Raw genomic sequence first — 25433 nt, forward strand, 5'->3', positions numbered from 1 at the left:
GTTTCCGTCAGCGCGCGATTAAATGACACCGTGCAGCTGAACTCTTGGGCCATCGCCGGCATCGTGCTGGTAGCGGTCCTGACCTTCTATCTGGGACACCGCTCCTCGAGGTCGGCCGTCAGCACGCACGATTTCCTCGTCGCCCGGCGCACCGTGCGCTCCCGGCGCAACGCCGCCGCGATCTCCGGTGAGTATCTGTCCGCCGCGTCGTTCATGGGCGTCGCCGGCATCGTGCTCAAGGACGGCGCCGACGCGCTGTGGTTCCCGATCGGTTTCACCGCGGGCTATCTCGCGCTGATGCTGTTCGTCGCCGCGCCGCTGCGCCGGTCCGGCGCGTACACGCTGCCGGACTTCGTCGAGATGCGGCTGGGTTCGACGATGCTGCGCCGGGTCTCGACGGCGTTCGTGGTGTTCATCGGGATCCTCTACATGGTCCCGCAGTTGCAGGGCGCCGGCCTGACCCTCTCGACGATTTTGCCGGTGCCGGTGTGGGCCGGAGCGCTCCTGGTCACCTTCGTGGTCGGGTTCAACGTGATCGCGGGCGGGATGCGCGCGATCACCGTCGTCCAGGCCTTCCAGTACTGGCTGAAACTGTTCGCCATCGCGTTGCCGACGTTCATCCTGTGCATCGTCTTCCTCAGCTCCGGCGGGCAGGGCAGCGTGCGGCCGCTGGGGCAGCCCGCGCCGCCGACCTTTCCCGAGAACACCACGGTTTCGGTGCAGGCCGACGTCACGCTGAAGGTCACCTCGGTGACCGTGCTCGAGGCCTACGGTGAGGTGGAAGGCGCGCGCGCCAACGGTTTCGCGGTGTGGGCGCCGGAGGCCGGGCACAAGGTCGCCAAGGGCACGACGCTGAAGTTCACCGCGGGCACCCCGGTGCCGGTGGTCAGCGATGCCCCCACGTCGAACGGGGATTGGCTGCGGCCGGGTTCCGGTGGTCTCACCGATCTGCTGCAGGTCTATTCGCTGATCCTCGCGACGTTCCTCGGCACCATGGGCCTGCCGCACGTCCTGGTCCGCTTCTACACCAACCCCGACGGCAAGGCCGCGCGCCGCACGACGGTGCACGTCCTGCTGCTGCTCGGCCTGTTCTACCTGTTCCCGACGCTGCTGGGCGCGCTGTCGCGGATGTACGTCCCGGAACTGCTGGTGACCGGGAAGACCGACGCCGCCGTCCTGCTGCTGCCGTCCGCGGTCCTTCCCGGACTCTGGGGGCAGATCCTGGGCGCGGTGACCGCTGCCGGTGCTTTCGCGGCGTTCCTGTCCAGCTCGTCCGGGCTGTTGGTGAGTGTCGCCGGGGTCGTCTCCACCGACGTCCTGCCCGGCCGCGTCCGCGATTTCCGGGTGGCGACGGCGATCGTGGCGCTGATCCCGTTCGCGCTGGCGGTGCTGCTGCCGTCGGAGGATCTGTCGCTTTCGGTCGGGATGTCGTTCGCGCTGGCCGCGTCGACGTTCAGCCCGCTGCTGCTGCTCGGGGTCTGGTGGCGCAAGCTCAGCTGGCCCGGCGCGCTGGCCGGGATGCTCGTCGGCGGCGGACTCGTGCTGACCGCGCTGGTGGTCAACATCGTCAGCAAGTACTCCGGCGGCTGGGCGCCGTGGTTCTCGAACCAGCCCGCGCTGATCACCGTCCCGGCCGCCTTCCTGACCACCTACGTGGTGAGCCGCGCGACCGGATACGGGCGGCCGGACGACGTCCACGGCGTGATGCTGCGGCTGCACGCGCCCGATCCGCTCGGGTTCATGCGTGATCGTGCGGTCGCCCGGTTCGGGCAGGCCGAAGAGAAGACCCGGACCACCGGTAAAGGCCGTCACCGGAAGTAAAAATCACCCTTTCGAGTCGCGGGCCTCTACGCAGAGTCGTACCGTTCACTCAAATGGATTGCTCCTCTGAGGCCCTATGAGGGGCATGATCTTTCGTGACAACGAAGTCATCGAATGGGTCGCGGCAGGTGGGAGGTCCGACATGAGCGAGGCCGATCAAGACCTCGGTTCCGAACCGGAATCCGACTGGGAAAAGGTGCAGGCGAGTCCGGAATTCGCCGAGCTGCGACGACGGCTCCGGGTATTCGTTTTCCCGGTGTCGGCCCTGTTCCTCCTCTGGTATCTGCTGTACGTGCTCCTCGCCGACTACGCGACCGGGTTCATGAGCACCAAGCTCTTCGGCAACATCACCGTCGGCCTGGTCTTCGGCCTGCTGCAGTTCGTGTCCACCTTCGTGATCACCGGCCTTTATGTCCGGTACGCGAACCGGAAGCTCGATCCGCTCGCGGACAAGATCAGGCATGAGGTCGAAGGGACCGAACGGTGAATACGCTGGCAGCGGGCGTACAGGGGAGCAATCCGGCGCTCAACATCACCATTTTCGCGATCTTCGTCGCGATCACGATGGTGATCGTTTTCCGGGCGAGCCGGAATACGAAGACCGCGTCCGACTACTACGCCGCCGGGCGCGCGTTCACCGGCCCGCAGAACGGGATCGCGATCTCGGGCGACTATCTTTCCGCGGCGTCGTTCCTGGGTATCGCCGGTGCGATCGCGATCAACGGCTACGACGGTTTCCTCTATTCGATCGGATTCCTCGTCGCGTGGCTGGTGGCGTTGCTGCTGGTCGCGGAACTGCTGCGCAACACCGGCAAGTTCACCATGGGCGACGTGCTGGCCTTCCGGATGAAGCAGCGCCCGGTCCGCGCGGCGGCCGCGATCTCCACGCTCGCCGTCTCGTTCTTCTACCTGCTCGCGCAGATGGCGGGGGCGGGCGGCCTGGTGAACCTGCTGCTCGGCATCGAGGGGAACCTCGGCCAGGACCTGGTGATCGCCGTCGTCGGCGTGATCATGATCCTGTACGTGCTGATCGGCGGGATGAAGGGCACCACCTGGGTCCAGATCATCAAGGCCGTGCTGCTCATCGCGGGTACGTTCGCGATGACGCTGTGGGTGCTCGGGAAGTACGGCTTCAACCTGTCCAGCCTGTTCCAGGCCGCGGTCGACAAGGGCGGCCAGACCGGGGAGGCGCTGCTCGGCCCGGGCAAGCAATACGGCAAGACCGGCACGACGAAGCTCGACTTCCTGTCGCTGGGCATCGCGCTGGTGCTCGGTACCGCGGGCCTGCCGCACGTGCTCATGCGCTTCTACACCGTGCCGACGGCGAAGGACGCGCGCCGTTCGGTGGTGTGGGCGATCGCGCTGATCGGCATCTTCTACCTGTTCACGCTGGTGCTCGGCTACGGCGCGGGCGCGCTCGTCGGCCCGGACGTGATCGCGAAGGCGCCGGGGACGACCAACTCGGCGGCACCGCTGCTGGCACTCGAACTCGGCGGCCCGGTGCTGCTCGGATTCATCGCGGCGGTGGCGTTCGCGACGATCCTCGCCGTGGTCGCGGGGCTGACGATCACCGCGTCGGCGTCGTTCGCGCACGACGTGTACGCCAACGTGATCAAGAAGGGCAAGACCGACCCGGACAGCGAGGTCCGCGTCGCGCGGATCACCGCGCTGGTGATCGGGGCGGTCGCGATCGTCGGCGGGATCCTCGCGAAGAACCAGAACGTGGCGTTCCTGGTGGCGCTCGCGTTCGCGGTGGCGGCGTCGGCGAATCTGCCGACCATCCTGTACTCGCTGTTCTGGAAGCGGTTCAACACCCAGGGCGCGCTGTGGAGCATTTACGGCGGTCTCGCGGTCTGCGTGCTGCTGATCGTGTTCTCGCCGGCGGTGTCGGGGAAGCCTGTCGATCCGAAGACCGGGAAGAGCGCGTCGATGATCCAAGGCGTTGATTTCCACTGGTTCCCGCTGGACAACCCGGGCATCGTCTCGATCCCGGTCGCGTTCTTCCTCGGCTGGCTCGGGACCGTGCTGTCCAAGGACCACAACCAGAAGAAGTACGCCGAGATGGAGGTCCGCTCGCTCACCGGCGCCGGGGCGGAAAAGGCCGTCCGGCACTGAGTGCCTCTTCACGCGCGCGCAACGGGACGGGATGCGAGGATGGCAGGGTGGTGAGCCCTGCTGACATCCCGACCGTCGCCGTCCGTGATCTGCCGAAGGACGGCGTCGCGCTGCTCGACGTCCGCGAGGACGACGAGTGGGCCGCCGGGCACGCCCCTGGCGCCAAGCACATCCCGATGGGTGAACTGCCCGCGCGGGTCGGCGAACTCGACGACCTGCCCGACGACCAGCCGGTCTACGTGATCTGCCGCAGCGGCGGCCGGTCCGCGCGCGCCGCCGCGTGGCTCAACGCGAGCGGCTGGGACGCGGTGAACGTCGCCGGCGGGATGGGCTCCTGGAAGCAGGAGGGGCGCCCGATGGTCGGCGACCATCCCGGCGTCGAGCCCGAAGTGCTGTAACCGTGCAGCCAGGCCACTACCCGCCGCGAGCACCGATGCCGCCCGTGCGCCCCGCGCCGATGCGGCAGCCGGTGCGCCATCGCGTCCGCTGGGTCGCTTCGCCGCCGCCCGGCGCGCTGCCGCAGCGTCGCAAGCCCGTGGCCGAGCGCTACTCCGGCCCGCCGTCCTACCCGGTCCCGCCGAGGTGGGGCTTCCCGAACCTGGTCTGGCGCCGTCCGACCGCCGTTCCCGGGACGGCGTCCGGCGAGGTCACCGCGGGGGAGCGGCTGCGGGTGATCACACGCAGCCTGCTGCCGGTGCTGTGGACCTTCGCCGCCCTCGCTGTCATCGCCTCGGCGGCGGAGATCTGGCGCTACGTCCTGCTGGTGCAGAGCCGCGACTCCGCGTTGTCGACGTCCGTCGTCTCGATCTCCGACACCTTCGTGATCACCGCCGGCCTGCTCACGACGATCCTTTCGCTGCTGCCGGCCGGGCTCACCGTGTGGTGGCTGCTCGTGGCCAGGCACGCCGCCGCGGACTTCTCCGGCGAGACGCCGCCCAGGCGGCAACGGCACGTGCTGGCTTTCGTGCTGGTGCCGGTGGTGAACCTGATCATGGTGCTGCCGGTCGTCGCCGAACTCGAACACGCCGTCCTGCGCCGGACGCGGGAAACCCGGCCGAAGCCGTCGCGGCTCGTGCTGATCTGGTGGGGCGTCTGGGCGCTCAACTGGCTGCTGCTCACGCTGGTCATCGTCTGGCGATTCCGTGACGGCGTCCAGGCGCTGGCGGACGGGGTCGTGCTGGTCGCGCTGACCGACCTGGCCGCGGCCGGGCTGGCGGTGGTGACGGCGCTGCTCGTGAAGCGCATGTCCGGGCTGCTGGCTCCGGTCGAGGAGAAGCGCCTTCGGCTGCTTCGCGTGCTGAAGGTGGATGGGGTTCCGGAGCCGGAACGGCGGGAGCGTCCCGCTTCGGCCGTGCGCTGACGCAACTTTTTCACTAAACGTTGAATGCGGATCCATGTACTCCGCTGATGGTGGATCAGTCTGTAACATGGCGGTATGAGCGAGCAGCAGAAATACGACCTGCCGGCAGGGGAAGCCGGTCGGGTGCGGTCTGCTGCCAGCGGCCTCTACAAATCTTCCGCCGCGAGGGCGAAGAAGGTGAAGCAGCCTGTGGTGGGGCGAGTTTCACCTGCTGTGAAAACGGGGCTCGCCGGGCATGGGATCCGTCGGCCCGAGCCGACCCCGGACGAGCCGTCGAAGCCGTATTCCTTGCCCTCCTTCTTGGGCATCTTCGATCTTCCCGCTGACGCGTCCGAGACAGTGAAGGCCGTGGTGCGTGGCCGGGACGTCGCCTGAGTTCGCGACGGGAACAAGCGAAGATCGATGGCGCGTCCGATCGTGGTGGACGCTGGTCCGCTCATAGCCATGGCCAGCCGGAAAGATGATCACCACCAGGCTGTGGTCGAGTGGCTCGCGACCGCGGCCACTCGTGATCTGCTGGTGCCCTCGCTCGTGCTGACCGAGGTGTGCCACTACATCGAGAAGTACCTCGGTGGCGAGGCCGAGGCGGCGTTCATCGAAGGACTCATACGTTCGCCCCAGTTCGCGATCTACCACCCCATGGACGACGATTTCCGACGGATGGCCGTGCTGATGCGCCAGTACTCGGATTGGCCCCTCGGCCTGGCGGACGCGGCCGTCGTGGCCACGGCGGAACGGGTGAGGACGGTCGAGGTGGCCACTGTGGATCGCCGGCATTTCGAGCACCTCAAGCCGGTGCATGTTTCGCACTTCACGCTTTATCCCTGACAAAGCGCGCTGACCTGCGGAAAGAGAGCAAGGGACCTTTGCTACCACCCGCCGGAGCCGGGTGAGCCAGGTCACCGTTGACCTCCAGCTCGCTGGAGGTTCGAGACTGTGATCATGAGCGACGACGGTGTCACCTTCATCAACGTTTTCGAGATCCCCGCCGACCGCGTCGACGAGTTCGTCGAGACGTGGCGAGAGCGGGCGAAGCTGATGCGAGACGCGCCCGGTTTCCGTGATGCCAAGCTCCACCGGGCGCTGCTGCCGGACTCGCGCTTCCAGCTCGTCAACGTCACGCACTACGACAGCCGCGAAGCGTGGGAGGCGGCCGGGAAGAACCAGGTCTTCACGGCGTCGACCGAGCGGGCCGCGGAGATCGCCACGCCCAACGCCGCGCTCTACGAGGTCGTCGTCGAGTATCCCTAGGCCGTGGTCACCCGAAGCGAGCGCAGGCCCCGGATCACGAACTCCGGCCGCCGCTCCGGGGTCTCGGCGAGCTCCAAGCCCGGCAGCTTCGACGCCAGGGAGGACAGCGCGGCCGCGATCTCCACCCGCGCGAGCGGGGCGCCGACGCAGTAGTGGATGCCCATGCCGAAGCCGAGGTGCGCGTTCGGCGTGCGGCCGATGTCGAGCGTGTCCGGCCGGTCGAACACCTTCGGGTCCCGCGCGGCGGCGCCGAGGAGCGCGCCGATCTTCTCGCCCTCGGCGACCCGGAATCCGGCGATCTCGACGTCGGTGGTCGCCGTCCGCTCGAAGAGCTGCAGTGGCGCGTCGAAGCGGATCAGCTCCTCGACGCACGGGTCCAGGAGATCCGGGGAAGCGACGAGCCGCTCCCACTGGTCGCGGTGGGTCAGCAGCGCGTTGACGCCGTTCCCGATGACGTTCACCGTCGCCTCGTGTCCGGCCATCAGGAGCAGGACCGCGGTCGCGACCAGTTCGTCCTCGGTCAGTTCACTGCGCAGAAGGTCGCTGACGATGTCTTCGCCGGGCGAATTCGCGCGCTGCTTCGCGACGTCACGCAGGTAGTCGACGAACTCCGCGGCCGCGGCTTCGGCGGCGTCGCGTTTGTCCTCGGCGAGCCCGTACTCGTACATCTTCACGATGTGGTTCGACCACGTGACCATGCTCGGTCCCTTGTCGACCGGGACGCCGAGCAGTTCCGCGATGACCGCGACCGGCAGCGGCTGTGCGAGGTGCGCCAGCAGATCGGCCGAGCCGGTTTCGGCGATCTCGGCGGCGAGTCCGTCGACCATGCCGTCCGCGAGTTCGGCGACCATCGGCCGCAACCGCTGGACGTGCCCGCGCCCGAACGCGCCCGCGATCACCCGCCGCAGCCGCGTGTGGGCGGGCGGCTCGTTCTCCAGCAGCGAGTTGCGGTGCAGGAGGTTGAACGACGCGAACCGCTCCACCGGCAGCGCGTCCTGCCAGATCCGGCCGAGCCCGCGATGCCGCAGGACGGCGGCCGACGCCGCGTGCGACACCGCCACGGCGATGCCGAGGCCGTCGTGCCGGTGGACTTCGCCGTGTTCGCGGAGGTCGGCGAAGGACGGGTACGGATTCGCGAGGAAGGCCGGGTCGGCGAGGTCGAACACCCGCCGACTGTAACCCGCGCCGGGGTGGCCGCCCCGGCGCGGCAGGGAGCTACAGATGCAGCCAAAGCCCCAGGTGCAGGTGCAGCCCGTGATGGTGATGGCCGTGGTGATGGCCGACGCACAGCAGCAGGCAATGTCGCGCCTGGTCGGCTCTGTCGGACTGCGGCGCGGCCGAAGCCGTGCCCGCCGCGGGCCCGGCCAGCATCAGACCGAGTGCCACGGGAAACGCGGCCAGCGCTGCCCGGCGCTTCGAGGTGCTCATCTGTGATCCCTTCTCCGCACTACGGCACCGGATGGCGCCGTGATCGAGTATTCGGTGCGGTGCGGGGAAAACGGCAGGCTGATCACCCGCGATTAGATCGTCCGGCTGATGACAACCGTTTTCAGTCACGTTTCCGTGGTACCCGGATGGCCGCTGAAACCCGCCGATCCGGTCGATCCGGTGGGCGGCCGGGTGTCGTGCGCGCCGTCTTCGTCACCAACCCCGGGGGCCTTACGAGGCGCGGGCCTTCCCGCGATAGCGTTCCGAACCGAGCTTTGAGGAGGCTGACGTGGGCAAGGGTTCGCGCAAGAAGGGTCCCAAGACGACCTCGGACCGCAAGCCGAAGGTGCGCGACGTCTTCGTCGGCCAGCCCTTCGAGGGGCTCGCGGCGGAGACCGAACTGATCGCGCTGCGCGAGTTCGTCCCGTCGGCGACGGCGGCGCTCACGCTGGGTTCCGGCGAGAAGGTCACCCTCGGCACGGTGCTGCCGATGGCGGCGGCCGCGTTCGTCCGGTCCGACGGCGAGCGCTACATCGGGATGCAGGTGCAGACCCGGTCCTCGGACATCAGCCGCGACCTCGGCCGCGCGCTCAAGTGGGTGCTGGAGGCCAAGGAGGGTGACGTGCTGTCCGTGCCGGACACCACGACGCCGCCCACCGCCGACGAGAAGGCCCGCCTGCAGGACCTGCTCGACACGGACGTCGAACTCGACGTCACGCTTTACAACGACTTCGCCTGGTGGCTGCCCGAGGACGCCGACGCGAGCGGAGACGTCGCGCTGTCCCTCGAGCGCGCGAACGCGGCGATCATGCCGACCGAACGCCTCGGCGCGGGCGCGTACTGGGTGCTCGCCGGCGAGAAGGCGCACCTGCGCTGGGTCCGCCCCGAGCCGGAGAACCTGCTGCTGCAAGCGCTTGCGCGGCTGTCCGCGGCCGGTGAGCTCGGGCTCGGCGAGGGCTCGCGCTACGCCGGTTCGTTCCGCGCGCACGGGCTGCTCGTCCCGGTGTGGGACCTCGACCCCGAGGCCCACGCCCGCGAGTGGGCCGACGCGAAGGACCAGCTCGGCACCCGGCTCGAGGCCGCGCTGAAGTCCCTCGACACCGAGCCGCTCAACGCCGCCGAGCGCCGCTCGCGCGACGGTCTGATCGGCCGCCAGCTCACCATCCGCTGATCCCTTTCCCGCGCGTTTCGTCCTCTGGATGCGGGCTCCGCATCCAGAGGACGAAATGCGCGAGGATGGCCGCGTGATCCTTCATATCTGCGGCCAGGACGAGTGGGCGGCGGTGCCCGAAGGCGGCGTCTACACCGCCGCGTCGCTCGATTCCGACGGCTTCATCCACTGCTCGGACCCGGGAACGGCGCATATCCCGGCCAACGCCGTCTTCCCCGGCCGCACCGATCTGGTGCTGCTGGAGATCGACCCGGCGCTCGTCGGCGCGCCCGTCGTCTGGGAGGACGGGGACCCGCCGCATCCGGCCGGTATCCAGTTCCCCCACGTGTACGGGCCGATACCCCGTAACGCCGTGGTGGCCGTTCACGAATTCCCTGTTCAGGGGGACGGTTCGTTCAGAATTCCCGCCTCCGTGTCGAGGCGTTGAGCAGACGTCCCTCGAATTGGTTCGCGGCTGGAGACAACCTGTGGGGGCGGTCATGCGTTTCGGGAGAGGTGGGCCAGGCGGACCTGGCCGGGTGACCCCGGGAGGAGGCGATACGGTGACCGCTGCCGCGACGGTCATACCGGGGACGGACGTCTGGGAGGCCGGCGAGAGCCGGAGGAGTGACGTGCCCGGTGAGCTCACCGACTTCGGCGACTTCGTCCGGGCCGGCCTTCCGGGCCTGCTGAGGTACGGGCACGCCCTCACCGGGAACCCGCACGACGCCGCCGACCTGGTCCAGACCGTGCTGGAGAAGATCGGCTCCCGCTGGTCGTACGTCCAGCACAAGACCGGCGACCCGATGGCCTACATCCGCCGCTCGATGGCGAACGCGCATATCAGCCGCTGGCGCCGGACCAAACGCGAGAGCCTCGTCGCCGACCTGCCGGACGTCCAGCCGTACAGTCCGCCCGATCCGTTCGAGCACGAGCCGTTGTGGCAGGCGTTACGCGCGTTGCCGCCGAGGCAACGAGCGGTGATGGTCCTGCGTTACTACGAGGGGCTGTCCGAAGCGGAGATCGCGGATTCGCTCGGGGTCAGCCAGGGCACCGTCAAAAGCCAGGCGAGCAAGGCGATCGCGTCGCTGCGGACGAAGCTCGCGTTGGCCGAGCCCAAGGACGAAGGGAGGGAAGCGGGATGAACATGTCCGACGAGGACGTGCGGCAGCAACTGCGTGAGCTGTTCTCCGACGAGCGGCTGGGCGCGGGGTCCACGCTGAATCCCGAGACGATCGTCGCGGGCGCCCGCCGTCGCCGTCGCCGTCGTCAGCTGATGCAGACGACGAGCGGGATGGCCGCCGCGGTGGTCCTGCTGGGCGGTGGGCTCACCGTCTTCACGATCCACGACAAGGACAACGGCGCGGCCTTCCCCGGCGGCGACCAGCTCACCATGGGCGCGGCGTCGTCGAGCGCGGCGCAGCCGGTACCGGGAAGTCCGGCGCCGCCTGCCTCCGCGCCGGTGGAAACGCCGAACTCGACGACCGGGCCACCGCCGTCGACAGCCCCCGATGGGCCGGCGAAACCGCCGAAGAGCACTCCGGCCACGAAGCCGCCCACGCAGGGCAAGGTGACCACTGGCGCGCTGCTGACCTCCGTCGGCTTCGGCAAGCTCCGGCTCGGGATGAGCGAGTCCGAGGCGGAGGCCACCGCCGGCCCGCTGCGGGCGAAAGAGGTCCGGGGCTCCTGCACCTACGGCCAGGCGGACGAGGGGGCGGCCGTTCCGCTGTCGACGTCGGTGTCGTTGACCGAGGGCGACGGGATCACCGTCATCAACCCGAAGGGTACGGTGCACACCCCGGAGGGGATCGGCGTCGGTTCGACCGAGGCCGACATCCTGGCCGCCTATCCCGGCAGCACCAAGGACGGCAGCTCGTACGTCGCGCCGGTCAGCGCGGTGAGCGCGTACCGGATCTCCGTGGCCGACGACGGATCGGCCGTCGGCATCCTGCTGACCAGCATCAACCAGGACTGTCGGCTCAGCTGACGAAACGAAGAAAACCCGGGCTTCTCCAAGGGGGAGAGCCCGGGTTTTCCCGTGGTGGGAGCGTTGGTCAGAGTGCGCCGCCCGCGACCGGGGGCATCCCCGAGTCGGCGCCGCCGTCACCGACGGACTCGCGGTGCAGGTGGTTCTCCACCTCGAACAGGTTCCCGTCGGCGCGTTTGACGATGTTGAGCAGGGTGGACATCTGGGAGATCTCCTCGACCTGCTCCTTGAGGAACCACTGCGTGAACTGCTCGCCGATGTAGTCCTCTTCGGCGCGCGCGGCCTTGGCGAGCTGCTGGATGTCGGTCGCGACGTCCTTCTCCTGCTGCAGCGCGAGCTCGATGAGCTCACGGACGTCGGAGAAGTCGTTGCGCACCTCGCCGGTGCCGGGGATCTCCACGTGGTGGTCGGTGTCCAGCATGTACTGGACCAGCGCCATCGCGTGGTTCCGCTCCTCGACGGACTGCTTGTAGAAGTGCTTCGCGAGCTGCGGCAGGTCCTCGGCGTCGAACCAGACCGCCAGCGCGATGTACTGCTGGGAGGCGTTGAACTCGTTGTGGATCTGCGCCTGCAGCAGTTCGTAGAACTTCGAGCGCGGTTGCTTCTTCTTGGTGAGGGCCATGTGTTCGACGATACGTCATTCCCCTATTCGATTTCCACTTTTCTCTGGTGATGTACCCCCTATTAGGTTACCATTACCGATAATAGGTCCACCTCAATTAAGTAAGCCTTCCCTAATCAATGGAAATCAATTAGGGAAGGCTTACTTAATTTCTGTTTCAGATGCTTTCGCGTCGGATCGGGCACGACATGCAGCGCGGGCCCCCGCGTCCGGAGCCCAGCTCGGAGCCGGTGATGGCCAGTACCTCGATACCGGCTTCCTCCAGGCGCGCGTTGGTTTCCACATTACGTTCGTACCCGACGACGACGCCGGGCGCGAGGGCGAGGGTGTTGTTCCCGTCGTCCCATTGCTCGCGTTCGGCGGTGACCGGATCGAGGCCGGTGTCGATGACGCGAAGCCGCTCGATTCCCATTGCCTCGGCGGCCGCGGTGAGGAATGGGGCCGGGCCTTCCACCTTCACCGAACCGTCGTCGGTCGGCCGCATGGTGAATGCGGTCAGCGAATCACGGGAAAGCGGATACATGACGACGGCGTCGGCCGCGACCATCGTGCAGACGGTGTCCAGATGCATGGTCGCGCGGGTCTGCTGGATCGGGACGGCGAGCACGGTGTGCGCGATCCCGTCGGCGAACACCGACCGGGCGAGGGATTCCGCGCCGGCCGCGGTCGTCCGCTCGCCGACGCCGATGGCGAGGACGCCCGGCGAGAGCAGCATGACGTCGCCGCCCTCGATCGGCGCCGAATGCGCGCCGTACGCGCGGGACGCGTGCCGGAACCACGGGTGATAGGCGTAGATGAGGTCCAGTACGGCGGTCTCGCGGACGCGCGCGGGCATGGTGAGCGAGGAGACCGCGACCCGGTCGCCGATCCACGCGGACGAGTCACGGGTGAACAGCAGGTTCGGCAGCGGATCGACGGCGAAGTCGTTCGGGTGGTTCATCAGCCGCACCAGCGAGGCGCCCTCGGCGGCGGGCAGTTCCTCGAAGGTCATGCCGGCCATCAGGACCTCGGCCAGCGTCGCCGGGGCCGCGCTCGACAGGTGGGAGCGGAGCGAATCGGCCAGGTCGGGCCCGAGCCGCCGCTCGTCGACGGCCGCGTGCACGCCCGCCGCGTGGGCGCGGGTGTCCGAGAGCGCCGCGCGCAGCGCGTCGGCCAGCAGCAGCACCTCGACACCGCGGCCGCGCAGCACCTCGGCGAACGCGTCGTGCTCCTCCTGCGCGCGGTCCACCCACGGGATGGAATCGAACAGGAGCTGGTCGTTGTTGCGAGGCGTGAGCCTTTTGAGCTCGTTGCCGGGCCTGTGCAGCAGCACCGCGCGCAGGGGGCCGACTTCGCTGTCAACTCGGGGTGGAGTCGTCTCGTCAATCACCCTGTTCAGAGTATGCGGAGCGAAGCTCCTCCGTTGAGGGTGGCGGCGGGGGCATGGATGGACCTAGCTAGGGAAGCCAGGAAACTCGCCCTTTGAGCAGCGCGTATCCGACGAAGGAAACGAAATCCAGCGCGGTGTGCGCGGCGATCAGCGGCCACAGCCGGTTCGTCTTCTGCCACAGCCTGCCGAACACCAGGCCCATCACCACATTGCCGACGAAACCGCCGAAACCCTGATACAGGTGATACGACCCGCGAAGTACCGAAGACGCGACCAGCGCGGTGTTCTCCCGCCAGCCGAGCTGTCGCAGCCTGGTCAGCAGATACGCGACGACGAGCACCTCTTCGGCGAACGCGTTTCCGAAGGCCGACAACGTCAGCGTGATCGGACGCCACCACGTCTCGCCCAAAGTGGACGGTTGCACCGACAGGCTGAACCCGAGGCTGTAGGAGAGGAAATACAGTCCCAGCCCCGGAATCCCGATCACCGCGGCGAGCAGGAGCCCGTGGACGACGTCGCGGCCGGGACGCCGTTTGTCGAGCCCGATCTCCGCCAGCTTCATCCCGCCGCGCCACAACAGGTACAGCCCGAGCGCACCCCAGCCGACCAGCTGGCCGGCGCTCAGGAGCTGCTTGAGCAGGTCGACCAGGCTCAGGGTCGCTTGGGGGACGTTCAGCTGGGCCTGTTGCTGCGCCAGCGGCACCGGCTGCAGCAGCGAGTCCACAAGGGACAGCAGGCTGCGCAGCCCGGACAGGCCAAGGGTGATACCGAAGACGACGACCAGTTCGATGACGATCGCGCGGCGGCGCGCCGGATCTTCCACGAATTCCGGCAGCGCCGGGCGTTCGGGACGCAGCCAGCTCATCGGCCGCACGTTACCGTCGGGGCATGGCAAGGAGTATCGCGACCAACGAAACCGTCGACCGGGCCGCGCTCGTCGACTTCCTGTCCACCCGTCACCGCGCCATTCTGATGACCACCAAGGCGGACGGTGGGCCCCAGCTTTCGCCGGTGACCTGCGGAGTCGACGCGGAAGGCCGCTTGGTCATCTCCACCTATCCGAAGCGCGCGAAGGTCGTCAACATCCGGCGCGAGCCGAAGGTGTCCGCCTGTGTCCTTTCCGACGAGTGGAACGACCGGTGGGTGCAGCTGAACGGCACCGCCGAGGTGCTCGACCTCCCCGACTCGGTCGAGCCGCTGGTCGACTACTTCCGCGCGATCTCCGGTGAGCATCCCGACTGGGACGAATACCGCGAAGCGATGGTGAAGCAGGGCAAGAGCATCATCCGCGTCACCATCGAATCGTGGGGCCCGATCGCCAAGGGCGGATTCCCGGCGGAACTCGCCTAACCCTGCGGGAAGTACGGGCAGCCGACCAGACGGCGGATCTCGCCGCTCAACTGCTGCGGCCCTTCGACCGGCCGCGAGAACGCGAGCCGGACGTCGTGGTCGCCGGAGTCGGCCTCGACGCGCAGCCGCAGGCCGTAACGGTCCAGCCCCAACGGCCGGATCCAGCCGCCGCGCAGTTCGGCGGGTACGTGCTTGGCGAGCTGCTGGACGACGTCGGCGTGGTCGGTCTCCAGATGCCGCAGCCACGCGGCCTCGTAGTCGTGGAACGGGTCCGGCGGCGCGGCGCTGAACATATGCGGCCGGAGCGAATGCGTGCCCTCGGCGTCCGCGAGCACCAGAGACGCCGGGGTCAGCCGCAGCAGCGTCAGGCCGTGCCCGACGTCCAGCAGCCGCTCGTCCGGGCGGGTTTCGGCGATGGAGACCGCGCGGGCCCGTGCCGACACCTCGGAAAGCGGCCGGAGCCAGCCCGTGATCCACAGCAGCCCGCGGATGGGCTCACGCAGGTCGACCGGCGCCTGATCGGTCAGTTCGACCATCACCGCGAGCTCGCCGCGCTGTGCCTCGTGCGCGCGTTTCACCAGGTGGTGCTCGTCCGGCAGCAGGATGCTGACGCTGCCGCTCGTGTGCACGTGGTGCAACTCCGGAATGACACGGCCGCACTGTCCCGGCAGGTCACGCTGCTCGGCGGTCGGCATCAGCGTCGCCGGCCCGTTGCGGGTGGCGATCGTCTTCGCGCGTTCCGCGGGGTTCGGCGCCGGCGGGCGGCGGATGGACGTCGGTGTGGTCACGGCTCACCTCCTACTTAGGTGAGCCTAACCTGATCTGGCCGCCGAGTGGAAGTAGCCTGGATCACGTCTCACCGCACGCGTATACGTTCACCTGGTGGAAGACCACAGGATCCGGGTGCTCGAACCACCCGAAGGGGTTCCGGCGAAGAACATGCCGGTCCTGACGGCCCTTCTCGACCGCAACACCGTGACCACCGGGACGACCGCTGTCGCGACCGGACTGCTTGTGGTGCTGGGTGCCGTGCTCGCGGTTTCGGGGGGCTACGGGGTCGCCGTGCCCTCGGCCCTCCTTGTCCTCATGACACCGGCTTCGCTCATCTTCGGCTCCTCCGCCCTTGCCGGATCCTCGTCGATGCGGAAGCTGGCCGGCAAACCGTTCCGCCTGGTGAGCGGGCTGGACGGCGCCCTCGTCGCCGGTTCGCGGGTGAGCGTTCCCCTGGACGGGCGGTGGCTCGTCGTGCGATTTCCCGCCCCGCTCCGCACGCAACTCGCGGCCCAGCGGAGGCTCTGGGTGCTCGGACGGTTCGTCGTGCTGCCCGGTGTCGTCGTCCCGCGTCGCGGCGCTGTCCGCGACAAGCCGGTGAAGGGCTCGGTCCCGTTCGCCTTCGAACCGGTGTCGCCGGGCCGCATGCTCGCGACGCAGCGGCGGCTGCTGTCCGCGTACTACTTCCTCGGTGCGGTGATTTCGCTCGTCGCGAGCGCGTTCGGCTTCTGGGTGGAGGCGGACCTTCCGCAGCGGGACAGCGCCGTGGTGAAGACCGCGGGATTCTTCAGTTACGGCTTCGCGGTGGGTGCCGTCGGGCTCGCGATCGTCGGCGTGGTGCTGCTCAGGAAGCTGCCCGAGCCGCGGTGGACCGAACTCGCCGTCGTATCCGGGCCGGCGTCGGTCAACCTCTTCGGCATGGTCACGTGCAAGGGCCGGACCGTCCTGCCCGGCGGTCGCGAGGTCACCGTCACCGCGGGCGGTTCGGATCCGTCGCTGGCCGCCAACATCGCCGCGACCGGACGGCTGTGGGTGCTCGGCGAACCGGCGGCCGGGAAGACGGCACAGGCCGGAGTGCCGGGGTACGCGGTTTTCGGGCCGGTCAGATTCGGGCGGTAACGCGCCCCGATCCCCACGCGATCCACAGGCGGGGATCAGGGGGAGAAAATGCACGATTCGTCAGTTTCGCGTGTCCGTGTGCTCGAACCGCTTCGCGATCAGCCGGCGGTCGCGATGCCGGTCTTCGGGTCCTTGGTGGGAGCCATGCGCGGGGCTCGTGCCTTGTGGATCGTCGTGCCCTTGGCCGTCCTAGGAGTCCCCGCCGCCTACCTGAGCGGACGTCTCGGTGTCGTCCCGGTGGCGGTGTTCGTCGCTCTCGCGGTACCGGCGGTGTGCTGGGGGCTTCGGCGGTCGATCCCGTGGAAGGCGTTCGCCGAACTGGCGCGCGAGGCGCCGTTCCGCGAACTGTCCTTGCCGCCGGAAGGCCTTTTCGCCGACGGGACGAAGGTCCACTTCCGGCTTCCCGACGCGGATGCCGCTTGGGCCGAGACCCGGCTGCCGAAAGCCGCCCGGCTTCAGCTCCAGGCGCAGCGGCGGGTGTGGCTTCTCGGACCGGACAAGAAGGGGCGCCGGTTCCTGCAGTTGCCGGGAGTGCTCTGGCCGCACCGGATGAAGGTGGTGCCGGACGTTCCCGGTGGCGCGGTGCGCCAGGGCCCGGTCGAGCAGCGGGTCGTCCCACCCGAAGAGGACAGGGTCCTGATCGCGCATCGGCAACGGATCGTCCGCTGGATCCGCGCCCTGTTCGCGGCGGCGGTACTCGTCTTCATCGCGCTCGCGGTGGCCCAGGTCGCCGCGGTCGTCGAGGACGTGACCAGGGTCGGCTCGGGAATCGCCGTCCTGACGATCCATTCGATCGTGTTCCTGGTCTGGGGTACCGAGGCGGTCAAGGGGATGCTGAGACCGCTGCCGCGGGGGAAATGGACGGAGCTGGTCGCCGTTCCCCACCGGCCGCCGCAGATCGGCGGCACGGGCTTGGCGACGCTGGCCTGCCGGGTCCAGTGGCCCAACGGCTGGTGGAGTGATCTCTTCCTGTCCAAGGTGGACCCGGCGCTCGCCGCGGACATCTTCGTCACCCAGCGGATCTGGATCCTCGGGGAACCGTTCCGCGGTGCCACCACGTTCGCCGGCGTCCCCGGCCACGCCGTCCTCGGCCGGGTCAGATTCAACTGAGCGAGCGCCGCGTCGCCTCCTCGGTCTCCACGACACCCCGCCGGATCCCTTCCAGCTGCTCGCTCAACTCGCCGATCGTGGTGGTGTCGAGCAGGGAACCGCCGGTGGCGGCCGAAAGTTCGGCCGCCCTGGCGACCAGGCCGTCGAGGCCGAGCGCGCCGGAGCGCAGCTGTGCCAGCAGTTTCCGCTGCGCGCTCGAAAGCCGGGTGTGCACGTCTTCCTGAGCCTGCACCGATTCGAGTGACTGGTTCAGGTCGCCGCGGATGTCGTCGTCGGCGGTCTTCAATTCCTTGCGCAGCCGCGCTTTCTCGGCCGACACCGCGCCGAGGTCGACGCGCGCCAAGGCCTTCCCGGTGGCGGACGTGCGCGCGGCCAGCCGCCGGAGGGTGTCGACGGTTTCCTGCACCACCGGCTCCATCGCGGCCACCCGATCCGCGAGCGGGCCGGTGCCGAGCGAAGCGGAGATCGAGCGGAAGCCGTCGGCCGCGGCTTCCGCGCGCCGCACCCAGCCCGCCTCGGGTGAGCCGGGCTCGACGTCGGGAAGCGGCCGTTCTTCGGCCTCCGGCAACGGTTTGGGCCGGGTGGCGGCGGCGACCCCGGCCCGGGCGGCGAGCACGGTCACGCCGACGCCGAGCGCGGCGAGCACCGGCAGCTGCACGGCCCAGGCCGCCCCCGCCGACGTCGCCGCGAGGAGCAGTCCCCACGGTTCGGCGAGTTCACGGACGAAGCGCATATCCGAGGATCTCAGAAATTCGAGATCACGGCGGTGAAGACCTGATCGATCGAGTCCGGTTTGGACGAGTCGTACCCGACGCCCTGGGTGGTCTCGGCGATCTCCTTGAGCACGTTCAGATCCGCGTCCGAGCCGTAGGCGATGGTGAACAGCCGCACCGCCTCGCCACCGCCCTCGGTCCGCAACTGCCCGGTCAGGTTCGGCAGATCGATCCCGCCCGGATCCTCGTTCCGGCCGTCGGTGAGCACGACGACCGCGTTGATCGCGTTCGGATCCAGCCGCTGTTTCATGAACTGGTAGGCCGCCAGCGACGAGTCGTAGAGCCCCGTCCCGTTCTGCGGGGTCAGCCCGTTCAGCCGCGACGCCAGCTCCTGCCTGCCCGGCTCACCGCCGATCGGCGACACCGGCCGGAGTTCGACGTAGTCCTTGTCGCCGTCCAGTTTCGTCGAGAACATCCACAGTCCGACCTTGTCGGCGTCGCTGAACTGCGGCAACGACGCCACGGCGGCCTGCTTCGCGAGATCCATCTTGTTCTTGCCGGTCCCGCTGACGCCGTCGCCCATCGATCCGGAGACGTCGACGACCAGCAGCACGTTCGCCTTCTTCCGCAGGTCCTTCCACGACTTCAGCACCTCGGTCAGCACCGGCGGGCTCGGCGGGCGGATCAGGTTGAGCTTCGAGTCCGGCTCGGCGCCGTTCTCCTTCGTGGTCTGAGATCCGGGCTTCCCGTCGAACGTGCGGAAGCCGATGTCGCTGAACTTCTGCTGCGCTTCCGCGCCGCGCAGATGCGCGAGGAAGTCCGCCGCGACCTGCTTGCGGATGTCGTCGGTCCAGTTCAGCACGGTGAACGGATGATCGGAGTTGAGCGTGCCGTCGCTCGGGTAGATCCCGACGAGCGGCACCTTCGGCGGCGCGTGCTGACCGCGTTTCGCCGGATCGTTCGTCGGATTGCCCTGGTTGTACCCGACGAGCGAGTTCTCCTCGACCGTCACCGCCGAGATGTACGACATCGCGGCGCCGCGGTCGTCGGCCTTCTGCAGATTCGTCAGGAACGTCAGCGTGTTGTCGCCGTAGTGGACGATGGCCTGCTCGACGTTCTGCACGAACGTCCGAGCTTCGGGCTTCGCGAGCGCGTTGGCGGTGAGGTCCGAAGACGTGCCCGTCGCCGCGTAATAGGCGCCGATGGTGGCGTTCAGGCCGGAGGTCGAGATGTTCGGATTCGTCTTGCCCAGCCGGAACTTCCCCCATTCCGGATGGCCGTATTTCGCCCAGCCCTGCGGATCCGTGGCCAGCGCGGCGAGATCCTTCCAGCCGATGCCCTTGCCCGGCCAGCCGAGCGCTTCGGCCATCGGCTTCGGCATCGCGACGACCAGCGGCGCGTTCGCGACGGACTCGGGCTCGCCCTCCGGTACCAGCGCGGGGTGATCGGAGCCGGTGAGGTTCTGGCGCAACAGGTTCACCCAGCCGGACGCGGCAGGCGTCCAGACGTCCGGCCGCGGGCCGTCCACCGCCTCGTTCCAGCCGCGGGACAGCGCCTGCATCGCGGTGCCGGACGATTTCGACTGCACGAGCACGTCGACACAGCGCCCGGCCACCGTGCGGCCGCTGTACCCCTTGGCGATTTCGGCGACCACGCCCGCCTTTTCCGGCGAAGACGACACCTGAAGCTTGACCGCGTCGCCCGTCGTGCACTTCGCTTCCACGGCCTCCTCGCCGGAGTCGCTCGTGAGCGCGCGCAACCCGATGATCAGGCCGATGGCGACCACCGCCGCGGCCACGAACGCCAGGACCTTGCGGCCGCCGCGGGACTGCTGAGGATTCACGACCATGGAGAACCTCCGCCGGTGGGGACACCGATTATCCGGAGGTTTCGCCTTGTCAGGCTTGGCGTTGCCGAACCGTTGCGGCCGTGGCGGTACTTATCCCGCCACGGCCGCATTTAGTCCTCTGAATGCGTGGGCACGCATTCAGAGGACTAAATGCATGTCATCAGGCGCCGGGGCCCCGGCCGGACCAGGTCCACGCATAGCCGTGATCCTCCGACGCGTCGGCCGCTTCGCCGAGATCCAACGGCGCGAAGGTGTCCACCATGACCGCGGTCTCGTCGAAGAACTGCGCGCCGATCGACGCCTCGGCCGCCCCGGGCTGCGGCCCGTGCGTGAAACCGGACGGGTGCAGCGAAAGCGAACCGACCTCGATCCCGGAACCCTTGCGCGCCTCGTAGTTCCCGCGGACGTAGAACATCAGCTCGTCCGAGTCGACGTTCGCGTGGTTGTACGGCACCGGGATCGACTCGGGGTGGTAGTCGACCTTGCGCGGGCAGAACGAGCAGACCACGAAGTTCGGGCCCTCGAAGGTCTGGTGCACGGGCGGCGGCTGGTGCACGCGGCCGGTGATGGGCTCGAAGTCGTCGATGTTGAACACCCACGGGTACAGGCAGCCGTCCCAGCCGACGACGTCGAACGGGTGGGTCGCGTAGGTGTAGCGCGTCAGCCCCGCGCGGTGCCGCACGAGGACCTCGACGTCGGTGCCGTCGACGACCAGCGGCTCGGACGGTCCGCGGATGTCGCGCTCGCAGTACGGCGAGTGCTCCAGGAACTGGCCCTTCGCCGACAGGTACCGCTTCGGCGGGCCGATGTGGCCGCGCGCCTCGATGGTCAGCAGCTTGACCCCGTCGTCGCCGTGCGGAAGCACGCGATAGGTGCACGACGTCGGGATGACGAGATAGTCGCCGTCGCCGACCTCCAGCGAGCCGTAGATCGTCTCGACGGTCGCGCCGCCACCCTGGACGTAGAACAGCTCGTCGCCGGCCGCGTTGCGGTACAGCGGCGAAGGTTTGGTCGCGTGGACGAAGCCGATGGTGACGTCGGCGTTGCCGAACAGCCGCCGCCGGTCGGTGACCGCGTCGGCGTCGCCGAACTTGAGGTCGTGGGTCTTGAAGGCGCGGGGTTTGAGCGGGTGGTTCGGGGTGATCGGCCCGCGCTCGTCCTCGATCGCGACGGCGTCGACGATCGCGGTGGGCAGGCCGCGGTGGTAGAGCAGTGCCGAGTCCGCCGAGAAGCCCTCGACACCCATCAGTTCCTCGGCGTACAGGCCCCCGTCGGGCTTGCGGAACGCCGTGTGGCGCTTGTGCGGGATCTCGCCTACCTGCCGGTAGTAAGGCATCGGAATCTCCCCGGAACGTGTCCGTTGTGCGAACGATTTTGTCCTGATGTCGTACGCTACTAGCGTGTCAGTCGTGTCAAGCGCTGTGGAACTCACGCCACCCGGCCCCCGAGGAATCCCTCCCCTGTTCGCGCGGCTCGTCGACGACTCGGCGTTGTTCCCGCCCGGTGAGGCGTCCATGCCCGAAGCGCTGCGTGCGCACTTCGCGTCGAGGGCCGGTGAGCACTCCGGCGTCCTCGGTGTGTTCCTGTGCCAGGCGTCGCGGCTGCCCGAGCTCATCACCGAACTCATCAAGATCAAACCCAAGGAACCGCTGCCGCTGTCGCTGATCATCGACACCGGCCTCGGCGGGGTCCCGAAGGCGATCTCGATCGTCGAATCGCGCAGCGAGATCCTCAGCCTGCGCATGGTGGAGATGCCGGCGCCGTCGGACGTCGACGAGGTCTGGCTGGAGCGCGTCTCCGAGTTCGTGCCCGAGGACGTCATCCGCGTGGTCGAGCCGCGGCGCGGCGTCGGCTGGCTCGACGGCGTGCGGAAGGTGATCGAGCACGGCAGCTGGCCGAAGATCCGCTGCGGCGGCAAGGCGGGTGAGAACTTCCCCAGCGTCGACGAGGTCGCCGACTTCCTCGCCGTGGTCAGCGGCTCGACCGGGGCCTCGTTCAAGGCGACGAACAGCCTGCACCGCGCCGTCCGGCACACCGAGGAGTCGAGCGGCTTCACCCACCACGGGTTCCTGAACCTGATCGTGGCTTCCGCGCGCTGCCTCTCCGGTGGCGACGTGCGCGCCGCCCTCGAATCGACCGACGGCGCCGCGCTGGCCGCCGAGGCCAAGGGGATGTCGGAGCCCGCCGCGAAGGCGGTTCGGGGGCTCTTCGCGTCCTACGCGGCGGCCTCGTTCGACGAGCCGGTCGCCGACCTCGGGGAACTCGGGTTGTTGTGACTCGTGAAGGGTCGCTGACCCTGGACAGAGGGCTCGCGCTGCTGCAAGCGGTCGCGGACGCCGGTGGCGAGGCGGCGACGATCTCCGAACTCGCCGTCGCCATCGGCGCGAGCCGGGCCGCCGTCTACCGGCTGCTCGTCCCGCTGTCCGAACGCGGCCTGGTGTGGCGCGACGGCAACAAGGTGCGGCTGGGCGTCGGCCTGCTCCGGCTCGCCGGGCAGGTCCTCCCACAGCTGCGCGAGGCCGCGCGGCCGGTGCTGCGCGAGCTGGCGGAGAAGGTCGGCGCCACGGCGCACCTGTCGGTCGCGCAGGGGGACCAGGCGCAGGCCGTCGCCGTCGTCGAACCGTCGTGGACGAGCTTCCACGTCGCCTACCGCGTCGGCACCCGGCATCCGCTGTCCGCCGGCGCGGCGGGCAAGGCGATGACGCTGCGTCCTGGCGGCGGCGAAGGCTGGGTCACCTCGTCGGGTGAGCTGGAGGCGGGCGCCTCCGGGGTCGCCGCACCCGTGCGCGGAGTGCCCGGATTGAAGGCCAGCGTCGGCGTCGTGTCCCTCGAGCCGCTCGATGCCTCCGTGGTGGGGCCCGCGGTCGTCGCGGCCGCCGTGCTGCTGGCCGAGGTGCTGAAACAGCCCGAATAGGGCGTCAGCGGTGGCTGAGCAGCGGGCGCACCATCGTCGCCAGCAGCGTGAGGTCGACCGCGAACAGCAGCCGCTCGAACAGGCCGAGCGTGACCTCCTGGTGTGACGGACCGGTGAGCATCGTCCAGACGAAGCCGCCGAGCACGATCACCACCGCGGCGAAGCTGGCCACCGAAAGCCGCCGGATCGTCGTGCGGCGCGGCTCCCACGGGCAGCGCGCGCGGCCGGGGCGGGTCAGCACCCAGGCGGCGGCGGGCAGCGCGAGGAAGGCCGCCAGCGCGGCGTAGTTGTGGATCTGGCCTGCCAGTGACCGGGCCTGGCCTTCGGGGTCGACGGGGACGAGCGCGAGGACGAACAACCCGGCGCACCACACGCCGAGCAGGACGAGGACGGACTCGTAGCCCTTGCGGTGCGCCTTCGCGATCCCGCCGAGCAGGGCGAGCGAACCGAACCCCAGCGCCAAGCACATCGCGCCGAACAACGGGGCGGCCGTCGAACCGGGCGAAAGGTAGCCGTAGACGTACTCGGACAGCGTCTGCCAGATCGGGCTCACCTGGCTCGACAGCCTCAGGTGCAGATCGATCGAGATGGCGACGGCGACGGCCATGCCGAAGACCGCGAGCCTGCCGTGCACAGGGGAGACGGCGAGTGTCTTCGGCGAGGTCACGACCGGTTTCTCCAGGCACGTCGGGGCGGGTGTTCACCTTTTCGTTCCCGAAAGGTTACCCGGCGAACCTGTGAAAACCCCGTGCGCCTCAGAAGACGAGCTGGGCCAGCGCGAACAGGGAGAACCCGGCGAAGACGAAGCCCGCGACGCGCTGGATGAGCTTCGGGCGGATCCGGCTGCGGACCTTCGCGCCGATGAAGACGGCCAGACCGGCGACGGCGACCAGGGCGACGAAGGAGCCGAGGCCGACCGCGAACGGGTTGCCGAAGCGAGCCGTGAGGCTGGCCGTCGCGAGCTGGGACGCGTCGCCCCACTCGGCGGCGAAGAGCACGCCGAACGACGTCAGCGCGGAGCGGAGGAAGGTCGCCGGGCCGGGGCCGGAACGCGAGGCGTCCTCTCCGCCGTCCTTGGCGGGACTGAACCCTTCGCGAAGAAGCATGTACGCGCCGACGCCGAACATTGCGGCGACGATCGCGGTCACCAGCGCCTCCGGCAGCAAAGTGAGCACACTGCCGAACGTGGCGGCGATCGCGGATTGCACGGCGAATGCGGCGGTGACCCCGACGAATACCGGCCACGCGCGGAAACGAGTGGTGAGAACCAAAGTGGCGACAAGGGTCTTATCCGGCAGCTCCACGGCCAGTACCAGGCCGAACGCGCTGATCAGCGCCAGCATCGAGCTAGACATGATGGTTCTTCACCCCTTTCACTGCAACGATAAAGGGGCGATTCAGAGAAAGGCAAGCTGATGGCTTTTCCGAATCGGTCGGCATGTGCGGGCGAATTGTATTCCTCGGCCGGACGGAATTGAGTTTTCGGCAAACCGAATTCTTTTTTCAGGCTTCGCTGGTAGCGTCGCCGGCCATGGACGAGAGAGCGCGGATCGAAGACGTATGCAGGCGCCTGCGGGACCACTACGTGTTCCCCGACGTCGCCGAGAAGCTGACGGTGTTCCTACGGGCGAGGCTGAGCGACGGCGTGTACGCGGGGCTCGACGATCAGGCGTTCGCCGTCGCGGTCACCGAAGACCTGCAGTCGGTCAACGGGGACAAGCATCTGCGGCTGCGGTACCACGTCGACCCGCTGCCCGAGGTCGACGGTGAGTCGTACGACCCAGAAGAATTCCGGCGTGAGGCCGAGCTGAACTGCCATGGCATCGCGTCGGCGCGGCGGCTGGCCGGGAACGTCGGCTACCTGGAGACCAAGCTGTTCTACGGGCCGGACATCGCGGGCGAGGCCCTCGCCGCGGCGATGACGCTGCTCGCGACCACCGACGCGCTGCTCATCGACGTCCGGGAGAACCGGGGCGGCGACCCGTCCGCGGTCGCGCTGCTGATCAGCTACCTCGTCGACGAGCCCGTCCACTTCAACAGCATCTATCTGCGCGACAGCGACGTGACCAACCAGTTCTGGACGCAGCCGTACGTGCCGGGCCGCAAGTTCGGCCCGGACAAGCCGGTGTGGGTGCTGACCGGGCCGACGACGTTCTCCGGTGCCGAGGACCTGAGCTACTCGCTACAGCAACTGGGGCGGGCGAAGACGGTGGGCGCGGTCACCGGCGGCGGGGCGAATCCGCGGAAGCAGTACAAAGTGGACACCCATCTGGATGTCACCGTCCCGGGTGGACGCGCCGTGAACCCGGTCACGGGGACCAACTGGGAAGGCGTCGGCGTCCAGCCCGACATCGCCGTCGATGTCGAGGACGCTTTCGACACTGCGTACGCGTTGGCGCTGGCCCACGTGCTGACACTGGGGGACACGGGTTTGCGGCGGCAGGTCGCCGATGAGGCGCGTCTCACGCTCGCGAGCCTCGGCTGACCAGGGCGCGGGACCTACG

29 protein-coding genes are annotated in these 25433 nt (G+C 68.8%); 18 read left to right on the forward strand and 11 right to left on the reverse strand.

All coding sequences use genetic code 11. The features are described from left to right. The first annotated feature begins 30 nt into the window (after positions 1–30). From DMC61_RS02750 to DMC61_RS02785, 8 genes are all read left to right on the forward strand, one after another. Positions 31–1821, forward strand: coding sequence for a cation acetate symporter (locus DMC61_RS02750; protein WP_016330586.1), 1791 nt, complete (start codon positions 31–33; stop codon positions 1819–1821). A 142-nt stretch (positions 1822–1963) separates the two neighbouring features. Continuing rightward, positions 1964–2308 carry a DUF485 domain-containing protein gene (locus DMC61_RS02755; protein ID WP_043848497.1) on the forward strand — a complete coding sequence of 115 codons (345 nt, stop codon included), beginning with the start codon at positions 1964–1966 and terminating at the stop codon, positions 2306–2308. Next, positions 2305–3936 (forward strand): cation acetate symporter, encoded by a 1632-nt coding sequence (locus DMC61_RS02760; RefSeq protein WP_125686534.1) that lies wholly within the window; start codon positions 2305–2307, stop codon positions 3934–3936. The genes DMC61_RS02755 and DMC61_RS02760 overlap by 4 nt, the downstream gene beginning before the upstream one ends. A gap of 47 nt (positions 3937–3983) precedes the next feature. Beyond that, on the forward strand, positions 3984–4334 hold the full coding sequence (locus DMC61_RS02765) for a rhodanese-like domain-containing protein (protein WP_007030524.1): 351 nt from the start codon (positions 3984–3986) through the stop codon (positions 4332–4334). 35 nt (positions 4335–4369) lie between these two features. After that, entirely contained in the window at positions 4370–5296 is a 927-nt protein-coding gene (locus DMC61_RS02770) for a DUF4328 domain-containing protein (RefSeq protein WP_125686536.1), read from the forward strand. Between the two features lie 75 nt (positions 5297–5371). Next, positions 5372–5671 carry a hypothetical protein gene (locus DMC61_RS02775; protein WP_125686538.1) on the forward strand — a complete coding sequence of 100 codons (300 nt, stop codon included), beginning with the start codon at positions 5372–5374 and terminating at the stop codon, positions 5669–5671. Positions 5672–5698: 27 nt separating this feature from the next. Next, positions 5699–6124 carry a type II toxin-antitoxin system VapC family toxin gene (locus DMC61_RS02780; RefSeq protein WP_072029300.1) on the forward strand — a complete coding sequence of 142 codons (426 nt, stop codon included), beginning with the start codon at positions 5699–5701 and terminating at the stop codon, positions 6122–6124. Between the two features lie 114 nt (positions 6125–6238). Beyond that, complete coding sequence (locus DMC61_RS02785) at positions 6239–6547, forward strand: antibiotic biosynthesis monooxygenase (protein ID WP_125686542.1); 309 nt, start codon at positions 6239–6241, stop codon at positions 6545–6547. Here DMC61_RS02785 and DMC61_RS02790 read toward each other — a convergent pair. Together DMC61_RS02790 and DMC61_RS02795 are read right to left on the reverse strand one after the other, a co-directional pair. Beyond that, the gene (locus DMC61_RS02790; RefSeq protein ID WP_125686544.1) at positions 6544–7713 is read right to left on the reverse strand and encodes a cytochrome P450; all 1170 of its coding nucleotides are present in this window, start codon (positions 7711–7713) and stop codon (positions 6544–6546) included. The two genes, DMC61_RS02785 and DMC61_RS02790, sit on opposite strands and share 4 nt — an antisense overlap. 49 nt (positions 7714–7762) lie before the next feature. Continuing rightward, positions 7763–7975: a hypothetical protein gene (locus tag DMC61_RS02795; RefSeq protein WP_125686546.1), complete on the reverse strand. Its 213-nt coding sequence runs from the start codon at positions 7973–7975 to the stop codon at positions 7763–7765. 289 nt (positions 7976–8264) lie between these two features. Here DMC61_RS02795 and DMC61_RS02800 point away from each other — a divergent pair, with 289 nt between their 5' ends. The 4 genes from DMC61_RS02800 (at position 8265) to DMC61_RS02815 (ending at position 11112) form a co-directional block, all read left to right on the forward strand. After that, positions 8265–9146 (forward strand): DUF5926 family protein, encoded by an 882-nt coding sequence (locus tag DMC61_RS02800; RefSeq protein WP_016330593.1) that lies wholly within the window; start codon positions 8265–8267, stop codon positions 9144–9146. 73 nt (positions 9147–9219) lie between these two features. Next, a complete protein-coding gene (locus DMC61_RS02805) occupies positions 9220–9573 on the forward strand; it encodes a DUF952 domain-containing protein (RefSeq protein WP_125686548.1) in 354 nt (117 codons plus the stop codon). Between the two features lie 184 nt (positions 9574–9757). After that, positions 9758–10270, forward strand: a complete 513-nt coding sequence (locus tag DMC61_RS02810; RefSeq protein ID WP_125687109.1) for a SigE family RNA polymerase sigma factor — start codon at positions 9758–9760, stop codon at positions 10268–10270. Further along, entirely contained in the window at positions 10267–11112 is an 846-nt protein-coding gene (locus DMC61_RS02815) for a hypothetical protein (RefSeq protein ID WP_125686549.1), read from the forward strand. Before DMC61_RS02810 ends, DMC61_RS02815 begins: the two co-directional genes overlap by 4 nt. A 67-nt stretch (positions 11113–11179) precedes the next feature. Here the strand turns inward: DMC61_RS02815 and DMC61_RS02820 are convergent, their stop codons facing one another. The 3 genes from DMC61_RS02820 to DMC61_RS02830 form a co-directional block, all read right to left on the reverse strand. After that, positions 11180–11734, reverse strand: coding sequence for a ferritin (locus tag DMC61_RS02820; protein ID WP_125686551.1), 555 nt, complete (start codon positions 11732–11734; stop codon positions 11180–11182). A gap of 157 nt (positions 11735–11891) precedes the next feature. Further along, positions 11892–13103, reverse strand: a complete 1212-nt coding sequence (locus tag DMC61_RS02825; protein WP_125686553.1) for an arginine deiminase — start codon at positions 13101–13103, stop codon at positions 11892–11894. 67 nt (positions 13104–13170) lie between these two features. Further along, positions 13171–13968: a CPBP family intramembrane glutamic endopeptidase gene (locus tag DMC61_RS02830; RefSeq protein WP_063275958.1), complete on the reverse strand. Its 798-nt coding sequence runs from the start codon at positions 13966–13968 to the stop codon at positions 13171–13173. A gap of 23 nt (positions 13969–13991) precedes the next feature. On the opposite strand from DMC61_RS02830, the gene DMC61_RS02835 reads away from it, so the two are divergent. Beyond that, entirely contained in the window at positions 13992–14453 is a 462-nt protein-coding gene (locus tag DMC61_RS02835; RefSeq protein ID WP_072029294.1) for a PPOX class F420-dependent oxidoreductase, read from the forward strand. Here the strand turns inward: DMC61_RS02835 and DMC61_RS02840 are convergent. Continuing rightward, positions 14450–15241 (reverse strand): DUF2470 domain-containing protein, encoded by a 792-nt coding sequence (locus DMC61_RS02840; protein WP_063275960.1) that lies wholly within the window; start codon positions 15239–15241, stop codon positions 14450–14452. The two genes, DMC61_RS02835 and DMC61_RS02840, sit on opposite strands and share 4 nt — an antisense overlap. A 94-nt stretch (positions 15242–15335) precedes the next feature. On the opposite strand from DMC61_RS02840, the gene DMC61_RS02845 reads away from it, so the two are divergent. Both DMC61_RS02845 and DMC61_RS02850 read left to right on the forward strand, forming a co-directional pair. After that, positions 15336–16343: a hypothetical protein gene (locus DMC61_RS02845; protein ID WP_125686555.1), complete on the forward strand. Its 1008-nt coding sequence runs from the start codon at positions 15336–15338 to the stop codon at positions 16341–16343. A 78-nt stretch (positions 16344–16421) separates the two neighbouring features. Then, a complete protein-coding gene (locus DMC61_RS02850) occupies positions 16422–17453 on the forward strand; it encodes a hypothetical protein (RefSeq protein WP_125686557.1) in 1032 nt (343 codons plus the stop codon). Here the strand turns inward: DMC61_RS02850 and DMC61_RS02855 are convergent. The 3 genes from DMC61_RS02855 to DMC61_RS02865 all read right to left on the reverse strand — a co-directional run bounded on the left by DMC61_RS02855 (position 17446) and on the right by DMC61_RS02865 (position 21351). Next, positions 17446–18186 carry a hypothetical protein gene (locus DMC61_RS02855; RefSeq protein WP_125686559.1) on the reverse strand — a complete coding sequence of 247 codons (741 nt, stop codon included), beginning with the start codon at positions 18184–18186 and terminating at the stop codon, positions 17446–17448. The genes DMC61_RS02850 and DMC61_RS02855 overlap by 8 nt on opposite strands. Positions 18187–18197: 11 nt before the next feature. Then, positions 18198–20015, reverse strand: a complete 1818-nt coding sequence (locus DMC61_RS02860; RefSeq protein ID WP_125686561.1) for a substrate-binding and VWA domain-containing protein — start codon at positions 20013–20015, stop codon at positions 18198–18200. Between the two features lie 160 nt (positions 20016–20175). Beyond that, the gene (locus tag DMC61_RS02865; protein ID WP_037333634.1) at positions 20176–21351 is read right to left on the reverse strand and encodes a homogentisate 1,2-dioxygenase; all 1176 of its coding nucleotides are present in this window, start codon (positions 21349–21351) and stop codon (positions 20176–20178) included. Between the two features lie 85 nt (positions 21352–21436). Between DMC61_RS02865 and DMC61_RS02870 the strand changes: the two genes are divergently transcribed. Together DMC61_RS02870 and DMC61_RS02875 are read left to right on the forward strand one after the other, a co-directional pair. Beyond that, entirely contained in the window at positions 21437–22291 is an 855-nt protein-coding gene (locus DMC61_RS02870; protein ID WP_007030543.1) for a hypothetical protein, read from the forward strand. Next, entirely contained in the window at positions 22288–22929 is a 642-nt protein-coding gene (locus DMC61_RS02875; RefSeq protein WP_125686563.1) for an IclR family transcriptional regulator, read from the forward strand. The genes DMC61_RS02870 and DMC61_RS02875 overlap by 4 nt, the downstream gene beginning before the upstream one ends. 4 nt (positions 22930–22933) lie before the next feature. Here the strand turns inward: DMC61_RS02875 and DMC61_RS02880 are convergent, their stop codons facing one another. Both DMC61_RS02880 and DMC61_RS02885 read right to left on the reverse strand, forming a co-directional pair. After that, positions 22934–23596 (reverse strand): DUF998 domain-containing protein, encoded by a 663-nt coding sequence (locus tag DMC61_RS02880; protein ID WP_016330608.1) that lies wholly within the window; start codon positions 23594–23596, stop codon positions 22934–22936. Between the two features lie 88 nt (positions 23597–23684). Continuing rightward, positions 23685–24272, reverse strand: a complete 588-nt coding sequence (locus DMC61_RS02885) for a TMEM165/GDT1 family protein (RefSeq protein WP_125687111.1) — start codon at positions 24270–24272, stop codon at positions 23685–23687. 188 nt (positions 24273–24460) lie between these two features. Between DMC61_RS02885 and DMC61_RS02890 the strand changes: the two genes are divergently transcribed. Next, a complete protein-coding gene (locus DMC61_RS02890; RefSeq protein ID WP_125686565.1) occupies positions 24461–25414 on the forward strand; it encodes a S41 family peptidase in 954 nt (317 codons plus the stop codon). The last annotated feature ends 19 nt before the right edge of the window (positions 25415–25433 follow it).

Source organism: Amycolatopsis sp. WAC 04169 (genome assembly GCF_003947535.1).
Lineage (GTDB): Bacteria > Actinomycetota > Actinomycetes > Mycobacteriales > Pseudonocardiaceae > Amycolatopsis > Amycolatopsis keratiniphila.

Coding starts and splice junctions, on each gene's coding strand:
- DMC61_RS02785 (WP_125686542.1), top strand. CDS start 6,239: ATGAGCGACGACGGTGTCACCTTCATCAACGTTTTCGAGATCCCCGCC.
- DMC61_RS02860 (WP_125686561.1), bottom strand. CDS start 20,015: ATGGTCGTGAATCCTCAGCAGTCCCGCGGCGGCCGCAAGGTCCTGGCG.
- DMC61_RS02780 (WP_072029300.1), top strand. CDS start 5,699: ATGGCGCGTCCGATCGTGGTGGACGCTGGTCCGCTCATAGCCATGGCC.
- DMC61_RS02815 (WP_125686549.1), top strand. CDS start 10,267: ATGAACATGTCCGACGAGGACGTGCGGCAGCAACTGCGTGAGCTGTTC.
- DMC61_RS02795 (WP_125686546.1), bottom strand. CDS start 7,975: ATGAGCACCTCGAAGCGCCGGGCAGCGCTGGCCGCGTTTCCCGTGGCA.
- DMC61_RS02855 (WP_125686559.1), bottom strand. CDS start 18,186: ATGCGCTTCGTCCGTGAACTCGCCGAACCGTGGGGACTGCTCCTCGCG.
- DMC61_RS02820 (WP_125686551.1), bottom strand. CDS start 11,734: ATGGCCCTCACCAAGAAGAAGCAACCGCGCTCGAAGTTCTACGAACTG.
- DMC61_RS02865 (WP_037333634.1), bottom strand. CDS start 21,351: ATGCCTTACTACCGGCAGGTAGGCGAGATCCCGCACAAGCGCCACACG.
- DMC61_RS02755 (WP_043848497.1), top strand. CDS start 1,964: ATGAGCGAGGCCGATCAAGACCTCGGTTCCGAACCGGAATCCGACTGG.
- DMC61_RS02890 (WP_125686565.1), top strand. CDS start 24,461: ATGGACGAGAGAGCGCGGATCGAAGACGTATGCAGGCGCCTGCGGGAC.
- DMC61_RS02775 (WP_125686538.1), top strand. CDS start 5,372: ATGAGCGAGCAGCAGAAATACGACCTGCCGGCAGGGGAAGCCGGTCGG.
- DMC61_RS02835 (WP_072029294.1), top strand. CDS start 13,992: ATGGCAAGGAGTATCGCGACCAACGAAACCGTCGACCGGGCCGCGCTC.
- DMC61_RS02770 (WP_125686536.1), top strand. CDS start 4,370: ATGCCGCCCGTGCGCCCCGCGCCGATGCGGCAGCCGGTGCGCCATCGC.
- DMC61_RS02830 (WP_063275958.1), bottom strand. CDS start 13,968: ATGAGCTGGCTGCGTCCCGAACGCCCGGCGCTGCCGGAATTCGTGGAA.
- DMC61_RS02885 (WP_125687111.1), bottom strand. CDS start 24,272: ATGCTGGCGCTGATCAGCGCGTTCGGCCTGGTACTGGCCGTGGAGCTG.